10 protein-coding genes, 1 pseudogene and 2 riboswitches are annotated in these 13,657 nt (G+C 43.3%); of the genes and pseudogenes, 10 read left to right on the top strand and 1 reads right to left on the bottom strand.

The genetic code is table 11. The features are described 5' to 3' along the window. Window positions 1–35: 35 nt before the first annotated feature. From QZZ35_RS05725 to hflX, 4 genes are all read left to right on the top strand, one after another. Window positions 36–875 (top strand): DegV family protein, encoded by an 840-nt coding sequence (locus tag QZZ35_RS05725; protein WP_291236532.1) that lies wholly within the window; start codon window positions 36–38, stop codon window positions 873–875. Between the two features lie 106 nt (window positions 876–981). Next, on the top strand, window positions 982–3,051 hold the full coding sequence (locus QZZ35_RS05720; protein WP_291236531.1) for an RnfABCDGE type electron transport complex subunit D: 2,070 nt from the start codon (window positions 982–984) through the stop codon (window positions 3,049–3,051). 108 nt (window positions 3,052–3,159) lie between these two features. Next, a complete protein-coding gene (locus tag QZZ35_RS05715; RefSeq protein WP_291236530.1) occupies window positions 3,160–4,422 on the top strand; it encodes a tetratricopeptide repeat protein in 1,263 nt (420 codons plus the stop codon). Window positions 4,423–4,432: 10 nt separating this feature from the next. Continuing rightward, a complete protein-coding gene (gene hflX / locus QZZ35_RS05710; RefSeq protein ID WP_291236529.1) occupies window positions 4,433–5,689 on the top strand; it encodes a GTPase HflX in 1,257 nt (418 codons plus the stop codon). A 54-nt stretch (window positions 5,690–5,743) separates the two neighbouring features. On the opposite strand, the gene QZZ35_RS05705 is transcribed toward hflX, so the two are convergent. After that, a complete protein-coding gene (locus QZZ35_RS05705; protein WP_291236528.1) occupies window positions 5,744–6,832 on the bottom strand; it encodes a GTP pyrophosphokinase in 1,089 nt (362 codons plus the stop codon). A gap of 155 nt (window positions 6,833–6,987) precedes the next feature. Between QZZ35_RS05705 and thyA the strand changes: the two genes are divergently transcribed. The 6 genes and pseudogenes from thyA to QZZ35_RS05675 form a co-directional block, all read left to right on the top strand. After that, entirely contained in the window at window positions 6,988–7,818 is an 831-nt protein-coding gene (gene thyA, locus QZZ35_RS05700; protein WP_291236527.1) for a thymidylate synthase, read from the top strand. A 12-nt stretch (window positions 7,819–7,830) separates the two neighbouring features. Beyond that, window positions 7,831–8,352, top strand: coding sequence for a dihydrofolate reductase (locus tag QZZ35_RS05695; RefSeq protein ID WP_291236526.1), 522 nt, complete (start codon window positions 7,831–7,833; stop codon window positions 8,350–8,352). A gap of 59 nt (window positions 8,353–8,411) precedes the next feature. Continuing rightward, window positions 8,412–9,437, top strand: a complete 1,026-nt coding sequence (locus QZZ35_RS05690; protein ID WP_291236525.1) for a branched-chain amino acid aminotransferase — start codon at window positions 8,412–8,414, stop codon at window positions 9,435–9,437. A 78-nt stretch (window positions 9,438–9,515) separates the two neighbouring features. Continuing rightward, window positions 9,516–9,708, top strand: a riboswitch (cobalamin riboswitch). Between the two features lie 220 nt (window positions 9,709–9,928). After that, window positions 9,929–11,107: pseudogene (locus tag QZZ35_RS05685) on the top strand (sirohydrochlorin cobaltochelatase); the annotation flags it as partial. A gap of 492 nt (window positions 11,108–11,599) precedes the next feature. After that, a riboswitch (TPP riboswitch) is annotated at window positions 11,600–11,707 on the top strand. Window positions 11,708–11,890: 183 nt separating this feature from the next. Continuing rightward, window positions 11,891–13,240, top strand: a complete 1,350-nt coding sequence (gene thiC, locus QZZ35_RS05680; RefSeq protein WP_291234700.1) for a phosphomethylpyrimidine synthase ThiC — start codon at window positions 11,891–11,893, stop codon at window positions 13,238–13,240. Between the two features lie 152 nt (window positions 13,241–13,392). Next, window positions 13,393–13,657 (top strand): TrmB family transcriptional regulator (locus QZZ35_RS05675; RefSeq protein ID WP_291236524.1); only part of this gene is annotated, 265 nt, incomplete at its 3' end.

The raw sequence follows: 13,657 nt of genomic DNA, 5'->3' as shown, positions 1-13,657 counted from the left end.
GTAGTAATGAAAACTACATTTGGAGGAAGTTAAGAATGGATTATCGCATTATTGGAGACAGTTGTCTTGATTTAACGCCGGAGATGAAAAAGGAAGGGAAGATTCGGATCGTTCCTTTGACATTGCATGTGGACGGTGTGGATTACAGAGATGATGAGACTTTTGATCAGAAGAATTTTATTGCGGTAGTGGCGGCTTCACAGACGGGCCCGAAATCCAGCTGTCCTTCACCGGAAGATTTTAAGCAGGCTTTTGGCGAAGATGATGTGCCGGCTTTTTGTGTGACACTGTCAGCGGAATTGAGCGGAAGCTATAACAGTGCACTGCTCGGACAGCGTCTGTCCCAGGAAGATCATCCGGATAAAAAAATTCATGTTTTTAATTCCCGTTCAGCCTGTATCGGAGAGACACTGATCGCACTTAAGATTGAGGAATATGCAGAGGCAGGCGCGTCATTTGAGGCGATCGTAGAGAAGGTTGAGGCCTACATACGCCATCAGGAGACATTTTTCGTTCTTGATAATCTGGAGACGCTGCGTAAAAACGGACGTCTCACAGGTGTGAAAGCGGCACTGGTAAGCGTTTTAAATATTAAACCGGTGATGATGGCAACACCGGAAGGAACGATTGAACAATGCTCTATGGGAAGAGGAACAAAGAAGGCATTGAAGAAGATGGTAGAAGAGGTAGGCAATAAGGTATCCGATTTTGAAAATCGTATTTTCGGGATTTCCCACTGCAACTGCCTTGAGAGAGCCATCTTTGTTAAAGAAGAGATTGAAAAACGTTATCCTTTTAAAAAGATCGTGATTGCGGATACAGCCGGGGTAGGGACCATGTATGCGAATGACGGCGGAGTAGTGATTGCATTTTAACTCTAAAACCGTGTTATATAAACAGAGGGAGTCGGTTTATGGATCGGCTTCCTTTTTTGGTGCATAAAAAAGATAGCTTCACACATACTATTCAGGAAATATGAAAGTGGAGTGTGAAGAAATGGGGGACTATCATGGAATAAATGTGTATGAAAAGTCCTGGGAAAAGCTGACACGGGAAAAATCCTTTGAAGGGTATATGCCGGACTCGGTTTGTATATCTATGTGCCAGAGCGGTGATGATGTATGTCTCCCGACAGTGGCACCCGGGGAGTATGTGCGGCGGGGGCAGGTTATCGGGGAGGCTCGGTCGGAAAAGGGAAGCTGTGTACATGCAAGTATTGACGGTTATGTGGAAGAAATTCTGACGGATCAGAAGGCTCCGGGGGTTCTTGAATATTTTATACGGATCCGAAAACAGAAAGAAAAAACAGAAGTCTTATATCCTTTTTCAATGAAGTTTAATCCGGATGGGCTGTCGGATATGATGTATCGAATTGGTGTACCCGGAAAACATTTTTCGAAGGCGAGGATTTTCATTGTCAACGGATTTGCCAATGAACCTTTTATTACTTCCGGATATCGTCTTATGCTTGAGAGTCCGGGAAAAATCGTAATCGGGGCTATACTTGGGGCGATGGCGGCAAAAGCGGAAAAAATTTATTTTTGCATTAATGAGGATGCTTTTGAGGCTGTTGCCCGGATGGAACGGACGATCAGCAAATACGGACAAAACCTTGGAAATACAAGACCGATACGCATTTTATCCATGAAGAGGCGTTACCCCTGCGGCAACGAAAGGGAAATACGGAAGAAAGTACTGGAACGGGAAAAAGGTCCGGTATCTGTAGCTTCTCTGACGGAAATAGCAGCTTTATATGACGGGATTTATGATGGTGAACCATGGACGCGGGTCGGAATTACGGTCTCGGGTGTTGTGCCGAATCCAAAAAATCTGTGGGTACCTATCGGAACAAATGTGGAAGATATTATAAATTATTGCGGGGGCAGACCGGAAAGAGCCGTTGTGATTCAGGGAGGCCCATTAAGCGGACATACGGTTGATGGGGAGCGAATGTGGGTGACGCGGGAGACGAGCGGGATTCTTGTTTTGTGCCGGAGAGATATTCCGGTTTATTCCTGTATTCACTGCGGTATGTGCCGGGAAGTATGTCCACGGAGATTAAAGCCGGATGTCATCGAAAAATGTTATCTGGAGGGAAGGAAAATAACCGATGATCTGGGCGCTTCAGATTGCATAGAGTGTGGTCTGTGTTCCTATGTCTGTCCTTCCGGAAGACGGCTGACAGAATATATACGCCAGGTGAAAAAAGGCAGGATGAAAGGGTGTACAAAGGAAGAGGGCAGAACACGAAAAGGTGATTACATTGAACTTTCCGGAAAGGGCTGGGAGATAGAGATGGACAGGATGGAAAACCGAAGCCAGAGTGCGCCCCATATTCACAGGAGGGGTACGCTTATGGATGTGACACGTCAGAGCATTTATAGTCTTATCCCTCTGGTGGCCGCAGTCATCGTCCGGAATGAAAGCTATGGTCTTCATTTTCTTGCAATGATGGCTGCAGGGATGCTTGGTGCTGCGGCGGCGGAAACTTTATGGGAAGCTTTGTTTCATCACTATATTTCTATAGGAGACGGCACTGCAGTATTGACCGGACTGCTTCTTTCAATAGTGTTTCCGGTGGGGACACCTTTATGGAAAATTGTGTGTGCCGCTTTCACCGGTATCCTTCTTGGAAAACAGATCTGGGGCGGTATAGGCTGTGCACCGATACATCCGGTCATTTTGGGAAAGCTTTTATTTTCACCATGGGAGGCCGCTGCCGCAGAGCCTTTGTGGCCCTTTGCCCTGACGGCACTTTTATGGCTTGTTTTTCAGAGGATGATTCCTGCCATATATCCGGCCGCCTATCTTTTGATTCTATTTGTCGGACTGGGAGAACATATTTTTTCTGCGTCCATATTTATCGCAGCTGCATTTTTTATATGGTCTTATGAGACAATGATGCCTGAAAAAAAAGCCCGGTGGGCGATGACTTTGATCAGCGCTGTTTTGACGATTCTATTTTTTAAGGCAGGACTTGGTGTAAACAGTATTTATCCCGCAGCAGCTTTTGGTGCAATTATAGGTTCCATCCTGTCCGGGCGGCTGTGAAAAGAGTTTGAAAAGCCTTGCCTTTTTGGAAATAACCCCCTATAATAGATTACGAGTTATCTGACGGTTATCCGTTTGTCTATTGACTCATCTTATGCGGAGGTTACTATGGAAGAGAGAAAGACACAGAAACGCAGGCAGGCGACAGGAAGTAAGAAAAAACGTTCACATAAACGGGGACGCAGAAAAAACAAGACTTTAGAGCGAATCATTCAGGCTGTGCTGATCCTTGGCCTCGGATGCGTTCTTTTTTATGTGATTTTTAATTTTGGTGAAGCGAATAAATTGAATAATAAAGGACTTGAGGCATACAGTAAGGCTGATTATGAGACGGCGAATGCCTATTTTGCAAAGGCACTTGAACGTGATGGCGGAAGCAGTGAATACTACCGCAATCAGGGAATGGCACAGAGTGAATTAAAACTTTATGATGAGGCCATGGCATCCTTTGAGAAAGCTTTAGATCTTGCCAAGGGAGAGCAGGAACGCCAGCTGGCTAATCGAATGAAGGGCATTTCCCTTTTATATCAGGGAAAATATGATGAGGCTCTGGCGGCTTTTGATTCGGCACTTGCAGGCAAAGAAAAACGTTTTTCAGATACGGAAGTGGATATTCTTTATTATAAAGCAGAGACACAGGAGAAGGCCGGAAAATATGTGGAAGCGGTAATGACCTATACTCAGATCGTGGACGCAGAAGGAACAGCGGATGCCTATATGCTGCGTGGAATGGCTTACGTGAAAGTGGGCGATAATTCAAGTGCGGAGGCAGATCTGCGCACAGCGATCAAAAAGGATAAAAAGAATTATGAGATCTATATGACTTTATATCAGGCTCTGGAGGCACAGGGTAAACAGCAGGAAGCAAAAGAGGTTCTTAATGATGCGTTGAAGCTTGGCGGGAAAAGCGGTGAGGCTCTTGTCAATCAGGGACGGATCTACACAGAGCTGGGCGAATATGATACCGCCGAGGAAAAGCTGACAAAAGCACTTGATAAAGGTGAAACATCAGCAAATCTGTGTCTTGCTGAGCTTTGTATGAAAAAGCCGGAGAAGGATTATGCAGCGGCAGGTCTTTATTTTGAAGCTTATCTGTTAACGGTGACAGATGATGCCAAGGCCTATAACGAATATGGACTTTGTCTTATGGAGACGGGAAATTATGAAAAGGCGGAACAGATCTTTACAAAAGGCGTCGCTTTGAATGACCGTTTTATTGACCGGACGATTTCAAAGAATCAGATATCGGCCGCCGAGCGGGCAGGTCATTGGGAGAAGGCTCTGGAGTATATCAATGTTTATCTGGAAAAATATTCGGATGATTCGGATGCTCAGAGAGAAAAGACATTTATTGAGACACGTATAAGGTAGAAGAGGGAATATGGCAGAGATTTTTGAAACAAAACAGATGACAGAGAGAGTTATTCTGGTTGGTGTGTCTTATCATGATAATGATGATACGGCACAGTCATTGGATGAATTGGGCGAACTTGCGGCCACAGCAGGTGCGGTGACGGTCGGAAGACTGATCCAGAACCGTGAGGCACCCCATCCGGGAACCTATCTGGGAAAAGGAAAAATAGAAGAATTAAGACAGCTTATATGGGAAGAGGATGCTACGGGCATTATCTGTGACGATGAACTGTCACCGGCACAGCTTGGTAATCTTCAGGACATGCTGGATATCAAAGTGATGGATCGTACATTGATCATTCTTGATATATTTGCTCAGAGGGCATCCACGAGAGAAGGAAAGATCCAGGTTGAACTGGCACAGCTTCGGTACAGGGCAACACGTCTGACAGGACTTGGACGGTCTTTATCCCGCCTCGGAGGCGGTATCGGTACCAGAGGTCCGGGTGAGAAAAAACTTGAGATGGATCGTCGTCTTATAAAAGATCGTATATCACAGCTGAAACAGGAACTGGAGGCTGTTAAACGTCATCGTGAAGTGGCAAGACAGCAGAGAAGCAAGAATCCTGTGCCTGTGGCAGCTATTGTTGGTTATACAAATGCAGGTAAGTCTACGCTGCTCAATCAGATGACAGGTGCGGGTGTGTTAGAAGAGGATAAGCTGTTTGCCACACTGGATCCGACAACACGTACGTTAAAGCTGGACAGTGGGCAGGAAATTCTTCTGACCGATACGGTCGGTTTCATACGTAAGCTTCCTCATCATTTGATTCAGGCATTCAGAAGTACGCTGGAAGAGGCAAAATACGCGGACATGATCATTCATGTGGTGGATGCGTCCAATCCTCAGATGGACATTCATATGCATGTTGTCTATGAGACACTGAATCAGCTGGAAGTGGGAGATAAACCGGTAATCACACTGTTTAATAAGACGGACCGGCTTTGTGAAGGCTCTGACAGGATTTTTAAGGATTTCCGTGCCGAAAAGACACTTGCCATTTCTGCAAAAAATAAAATGGGCCTGGATGAAGTAAAAGATACAATTGAAGAACTGCTTCGTCAGAGCAAGATTTTAATTGAACGGGTATTTGATTATAAGAGAGCCGGAGATATTGCCGTTATCCGCAAATACGGTCAGCTTCTGGAGGAAGAATATCGGGCAGAGGGCATTTTTGTGAGAGCTTATGTCCCAAAGGATGTATATGCCCAGTTAGAATTTTAGTATAAATAAAAAGGAATCTATCAAAAATTGAATTGACGGATTCCTTTTTTGCTGTTATTTCGCAGTTGAGGACTTCTGATTAAATACATCAAAAATCGCACTGTTATTTTTCTTAAATGTCTCAAAAAGCACATCTTCGAGCACATCATCTGTGTTGGTCTCCATTCCGGAAATCAGGTTTTTAATGATCGGAATAAAAGTAAACCACATGAGACAGCTGTAAAGATTCAGGAAACGGTTGTCGTGATAGATGCGTTCGCACATCTCATGACCAATCAGATACATAGTTTTCTCATATCGGTGAATATCCGCATCCAGTTCGTGAATATACTGATATCCGTACATAGTCAGCTTGGTCGGAACTTTCTGCTGACTGATGAAACTGGAATCGCGGATGATCATGAAATTCTGCTCCTTGGCGATCTTGTGAACGAGCTGATTCAGGAAATCACTGTTGTTCACGTAGGCGATCAGAGAGTTTTTGTTAATGTCGGTTTTCATGATTTTCTCAACTTTGTCAATGCTCTGATTGTACAGAGCGATATCATAGCGGATATTTTCAAATTCTTCATCAAGAATCTCCAGTGTGGCTGCCAGACGGTTCAGTTTCCTCTTGACGCTCATAGGAGGTTCATAGTAAGATTTGTATCCGAGGCCGTGCTCGACTTCTGCCCATGCGTGCTGGAGAACGGTACGAAGCTGAATCTCAAAACGAATATCCTGATATTTCTGATATTCGACCAGACTGCAGCGTGCATCTGTAAATTTCACAATGACATGCAAAGAGTTATAGCCGAACTCAATACGGCTGCTTCTTTCTTTTTTTCGTTTGTCGACAATCTCGCATACTTCAAAAGTCTTTTCCAGAAGTCCCAGAATGGTATCCACATCATTTTCAAATAAGGTGATGATACGAACACCGAGAATATCGGTAATCTCATCCAGATGGCTATACTTGTTCTTATACATGACTTTGTTTCGGAGAGCCTCTTCGGACTTGATACGTATCGCCATATTGGAAATTTTTATCTGATTCACTTCCAGAAGTGTAGTAATGATTTCATTGACATCATGTGAGAGTTTCTTGTAAGTATCCACATTCTGATAGTATTCTGACATGACTGTCGCTAAATGTTCATTCATATATTTACCCCTTAACATTATAGTTTATAACTATTTTATCATAAATTTATTAGTTTGGGTAATAAAAATAATGATATAAATATTGTACTGTTTGACGGATTTATATTATAATGAAAATACTGGGTCAAAAAAGGACCTCATGAAAGGAGTCAAATATGAGTTACGCAGATAAAGTATTTATTGATATGTGCCAGGATATCCTGGATCATGGTTATAGTACGGAAGGTGAAAAGGTTCGTCCGAAATGGGAGGATGGAACCTATGCTTATACAATTAAACGTTTTGGAGTGGTGAATCGCTACGATCTGTCAAAGGAATTTCCGGCATTAACCCTTCGAAGAACGGCTTTTAAGAGTGCGGTGGACGAGGTTTTGTGGATCTGGCAGAAGAAGTCCAATAATATTCATGATCTTAAGAGTCATATTTGGGATGAATGGGCCGATGAGGACGGTTCCATCGGAAAGGCTTATGGTTATCAGCTCGGTGTGAAGCATCAGTATAAAGAAGGTATGATGGATCAGGTGGATCGTGTGCTTTATGATCTTAAAGAAAATCCTTACAGCAGACGTATTATGACCAATATTTATGTACACGAGGATCTTCATGAGATGAATCTCTATCCATGTGCTTACAGTATGACATTCAATGTGACGGATGATAAGTTAAATGCGGTTTTAAATCAGCGTTCACAGGATGTGCTGGCCGCAAATAATTGGAATGTGGTTCAGTACGCAGTGCTTTTGCATATGATCGCTCAGGTCAGCGGACTGAAAGCCGGAGAGCTTGTTCATGTCATTGCGGATGCCCATATTTATGATCGTCATATTCCTTTGATCAAAGAACTTATTTCAAGGGAACCGCTTCCGGCACCGACTTTCTGGATCAATCCTGAAATTAAAAATTTCTATGATTTTACAACGGATGATGTGCGGTTGGATAATTATCAGACAGGACCGCAGATCACCAATATTCCAATCGCGGTTTAGGAGGATGAATACATGAATATTATTGTTGCCGTAGATAAAAACTGGGCCATCGGTTTCGAAAACAAGCTTTTGAACAGTATACCGGAAGATATGAAATTTTTCAGAGAGACAACGACGGGCAAAGTGGTTGTTATGGGACGAAAGACACTGGAGAGTTTTCCGAATAAGCGGCCGTTAAAGAACCGGACTAATATTGTTATTACCCGTCAGAAAGATTATCAGGTGGACGGGGCGGTTGTTCTGCACAGTGTTGAGGAAGCACTGGATTATTTGAAACAGTTTAAATCGGAAGATATTTATGTCATTGGCGGTGCCAGCATTTACGAACAGATGCTTCCTTATTGTGATGTGGCTCATGTGACGGTGATGGATTATGCGTACCAGGCAGACACATGGTTTCCAAATCTGGACAAGATGGAAGAATTTGTTGTCGCTGCAGACAGTGAGGAAAAAACCTATTTTGATCTGGAATACTGCTTTAAAATGTATGTTCGCAAATCAAAATTAAAAGAAATTGTTGATTTTATAGATTAATGAGACTATAATTGGTTCAATGACGAATATATATTTACAACGAATGGAGGAAATTTTCTATGGAAAAGAAAGATATGGACTGGGGAAGTATCGGATTTGCTTATCATACAACAGATCAGCGATATGTTGCCGACTTTAAGAACGGAGAGTGGCAGGAAGGTTATATGACAGGAGATGCGACAATTGTGCTTAATGAATGTGCCGGCATTCTTCAGTACTGTCAGGAGGTTTTTGAAGGATTAAAAGCTTATACAACAGAAGACGGAAGTATCGTAACATTCCGTCCGAACCTGAATGCAGAGCGTATGGTGGATTCTGCAAAACGTATGGAGATGCCTCCGTTTCCAGTGGAAAGATTTATTGATGCCGTTGATAAAGTTGTTAAAGCCAATGCTGCATGGGTACCTCCGTATGGAAGCGGCGCAACACTCTATTTAAGACCATATATGTATGCTTCAAGTCCTGTTATCGGTGTAAAACCAGCAGAAGAATATCAGTTCCGTCTTTTCTGTACACCTGTAGGACCGTATTTCAAGGAAGGTGCAAAACCGATCACATTATGTGTAAGTGATTTTGACCGTGCCGCACCTCACGGAACCGGTCATATCAAAGCCGGATTAAATTACGCTATGAGTTTACATGCGAACGTGACCGCTCATGCCAATGGATTTGATGAGAATCTTTTCCTTGATCCGGGTACACGTACTTACGTTGAAGAGACAGGCGGAGCGAATTTCCTCTTTATTACAAAAGATGGTGAAGTTGTGACACCATTATCCGATTCAATTCTTCCATCCATCACAAGACGTTCTCTTGTTTATGTGGCAGAACATTATCTTGGATTAAAAGTTACACAGCGTAAGGTTAAATTATCCGAACTCAAAGACTTTGCTGAATGTGGTCTCTGCGGTACAGCAGCTGTTATCTCACCGGTAGGAAAGATCGTAAATCATGACGAAGAGATCTGCTTCCCAAGCGGTATGGAAGAGATGGGACCGATCACAAAGAAATTGTATGATACATTAACAGGTATCCAGATGGGAACTATTGAAGCTCCTGAAGGATGGATCCATAAAATTATGTAAGACAATAGGGACAGGTTCCGCGACTCACTGTTAAAGCAAGTCGCGGAACCTGTCCCTTTACATTTGAATCAGAGTATGTTATTCTAACAACTGATAGGTTCCGGCATTTATAGAGTGTCGGATGAAAAGGGAAACAGGTGTAAGTCCTGTACGAACTCGTCACTGTAATCGGGGAGTGCAAAGCCATAGATGTCACTGAGTAAGAACTTGGGAAGGCGGTTTTGTATAGAGATCCGTAAGTCAGGAGACCTGCCTATTGAAAAACGGAGTGGGGTAATCCCACAGATCACGAGTAACTGGTCGCAACCGATCATAATGGAGAGAATACATTCCCGGAAACTATCTGTCCTGAGGAGTGTTCTTTTGTTATGCTGTCATTACGCCCTTTTACCTCTTTTGTGTAAATGGGCTTTTTTAATGCAGGGACAGGTTCCTTGACTCGTCGATCAATCAATGAGTCAAGGAACCTGTCCCCGAAAAGGAGGAGCAAAATGAAAAAGAGACTTGTAACGATGTTGCTTGCTGTTTCTATGGTGAGTGCTTTGACTGTGACCGGATGTTCCGGCAACAGCACAAAAGAAACAACGGCAGTAAAGGAAAGCAGCGCAGAGAATGAGGATCAGAAAGCGGCAGATGAAGTGGCAGCTCTGATCGATGCCATCTATGTTCAGAAGCGGACAGATGACACGGATGAACAGTGCAGAAAGGCAAAAGAAGCGTGGGATGCATTGACAGATGCGCAGAAGGAACTTGTTGAAGGAGAATATGCAGATCCGGATTATTTTGGAAGAGATACGGGGGATGCGTCAAAGGATGATCCTTTGAATCAGGATGGTATTGGCGAAAAAGAGATTCTTGTTGTAAGTTTCGGAACATCCTTTAATGACAGCCGTGTGGCCGATATTAAAGGAATTGAAGATGCCCTTCAGGAAGCCTATCCGGAATGGTCTGTTCGCAGAGCTTTCACAGCACAGATCATTATCAACCACATTCAGGCACGAGACGGTGAGTGTATTGACAATGTGGATCAGGCACTTGAAAGAGCTGTTGCTAATGGTGTTAAACAGCTGGTCGTACAGCCGACACATTTGATGCATGGTGCAGAATATGATGAATTGATGGATTCTGTGGAGACTTATAAGGATCAATTCGAATCTGTAAAGGTGGCAGAACCATTACTTGGTGAAGTTGGTGATGATGCGTCAATCGTTAATGCGGATAAAGAAGCGGTTGCAAAAGCAATCACTGCCGAGGCTGTTTCAAAGGCGGGATATGACAGCCTTGAGAATGCAAAAGAGGATGGAACAGCATTTGTATTTTTAGGACATGGAACTTCCCACACAGCGAAAGTTTCTTACAGTCAGATGCAGACTCAGATGCAGAATCTCGGATATGAAAATGTGTTTATCGGAACCGTGGAAGGCGAACCGGAAGAAACCGCCTGTGAAGCTGTCATTGAAGCTGTTTCAGAAGCTGGTTATAAGAAGGTTGTTCTCCGTCCTCTTATGGTTGTTGCAGGTGATCATGCCAATAACGATATGGCCGGTGATGATGAGGATTCCTGGAAAAGCATGTTTGTTTCATCCGGAAAATTCGACAGTGTGGATACACAGATCGAAGGTTTGGGTATGATTCCGGAAATTCAGAAAATTTATGTGGAGCATACAAGTGATGTTATAGGACAGCAGCCTAAAACAGCCAGTGAGGATGAGGGCGCTGCTAAGACATCCGAATTGGAAGACGGCGTATACAGCGTAGATTTTCTTACAGACAGCAGTATGTTTCATGCCAATGAGGCTTGTGACGGCAAGGGAACTCTGACGGTTGAGAATCATAAAATGACACTGCATGTTTCTTTGACATCCAAAAATATTTTAAACCTTTATCTGGGACTGGCCGAGGATGCTGCAAAAGAAGGAGCCGAACTTCTGGAGCCGACAATCGATACGGTCACTTACAGTGACGGTACAACAGAGGAAGTGCATGGCTTTGATATCCCTGTTCCTGCTCTGGATGAAGAATTTGACCTTGCGTTGATTGGAACAAAGGGAAAGTGGTATGATCATAAAGTCAGTGTTTCAAATCCGGAACCGATTCAAAATGAATAAGAAATCAGGATAGTCGATATACATGATTGACAGTGACATGAGTGAGTGATAAAATAAAAAACACAGGGGAGCTTGTAGTGGCAGGCTGAGAGGAAGTAATCAACTTCGACCCTTTAACCTGATGCAGATAATGCTGCCGTAGGAAGTCATAGTTGGTTTTTTCGGAGATATCTATCAGGTATCTCCTTTTTTTATACCAAAGTTTTTTAACGCGATAATATGCGAATCCCGTTTTGTTTTTTGAAAATAAAAGGTATGAAAAAGGAGAAAAGAATGCGGCAGATTGGGGACACCACTTTTTGTCGCTATAAAAAAATAATGCGTAAGTCGAAAGGAGAACATAATATGGAAAAAGCATTAGAAATCGTTGGAAATGGTTCCAGTGAAGGCGTTAGAAACTATCACACTCAGATGGAGGCTGCGAAAAAAGGAATTATCACAGAGCAGATGAAGATTGTTGCCAAAAAAGAATATCGAACAGAAGAGGAAATCAGAAATCTTGTGGCGAAGGGACAGGTCGTAATCTGTGCTAATAGACAGCATAAATGTCTGGAACCGAACGGAGTAGGTTCTATGCTTCGAACAAAGATTAATGTGAATCTGGGTGTTTCAAGAGATTGCAAAGATTATGATATTGAGATGGAAAAAGTTATGGCAGCTGTCAATATGGGGGCAGAAGCCATTATGGATCTCTCTTCTCACGGTGATACACAGCCATTTCGCCGAAAATTGACAAGTGAGTGTCCGGCAATGATCGGAACTGTGCCAATCTATGATAGTGTTATTCATTATCAAAGAGATTTGGCAACACTGACGGCGAAAGATTTTATCGATGTCATTCGTCTTCATGCAGAGGATGGTGTAGATTTTGTGACACTTCATTGTGGAATTACAAGAAAAACAATTGATCAGATCAAAAAACACAAGAGAAAAATGAATATTGTGTCTCGTGGCGGATCCCTTGTATTTGCGTGGATGAGCATGACAGGGGAAGAGAATCCGTTTTATGAATATTTTGATGAAATCCTGGACATCTGCAGAGAATATGATGTAACAATTTCTTTAGGTGATGCCTGTCGGCCGGGATGTCTTGCGGATGCCAGTGATGTATGCCAGATTGAAGAGCTTGTAAGACTTGGTGAACTGACAAAACGTGCATGGGAAAAAGATGTTCAGGTCATGGTAGAAGGTCCGGGACATGTGCCGCTGGATCAGATTGAAGCCAACATGAAAATGCAGCAGACGATCTGCATGGGGGCACCGTTTTATGTACTTGGTCCTATTGTGACAGATATCGCACCGGGGTATGATCACATTACTTCTGCAATCGGCGGAGCCATAGCCGCTTCTTCCGGGGCAGCATTTCTTTGTTATGTGACACCTGCAGAGCATTTGGCACTTCCAAATGTAGAAGATGTAAAGCAGGGAATTATTGCATCGAAAATCGCAGCCCATGCGGCGGATATTGCAAAACATGTCCCTCATGCACGAGATCTGGACGATAAAATGGCGGATGCGAGAAGAACATTTGATTGGGATAAGCAGTGGGAATGTTCCATTGATCCGGATACAGCAAAACGCATTCGTGATGAAAGAAAGCCGGAAATTGAAGAAAGCTGTTCTATGTGCGGAAAATTCTGTGCTGTCAGAAGTATGAATAAAGCACTTAGCGGCGAATATATTGATATCCTGTAATGCCAGGATAAAAAGGTCATTTCACAATGTCAGGAATCCTCTCTATGTATCATAGGGAGGATTCTTTTGCAGATAAAAGATCATAGGTGTATTGACAATCCGGCCCATATGTACTATAGTGTTCCTATAAAGAAATACTATGAGGTGAGACGATGGATATAAATGATGCGCTGATGTGTTTTGGTCTGACACGGCAGGAGTCCACAATCTATCTTGCATTGCTGTCTGAGGGACCGCTTACCGGGTATGAGGCGGCGAAACGCACAGGCATTTCCAGATCGAACACATATACAGCACTGGCCTGCCTGGTGGATAAAGGGGCCGCTCATTTGATGGAAGGAACGCCGGTCAAGTACACACCGGTCAGAGTTGAGGAGTTTTGTGATAACAAACTCAAGCACCTGGAACAGATGAAGG

This window comes from Frisingicoccus sp., assembly GCA_016298055.1.
In the GTDB taxonomy this organism is placed as follows: domain Bacteria; phylum Bacillota; class Clostridia; order Lachnospirales; family Lachnospiraceae; genus Frisingicoccus.
This window is presented reverse-complemented; position numbering and strand designations above follow the sequence as displayed.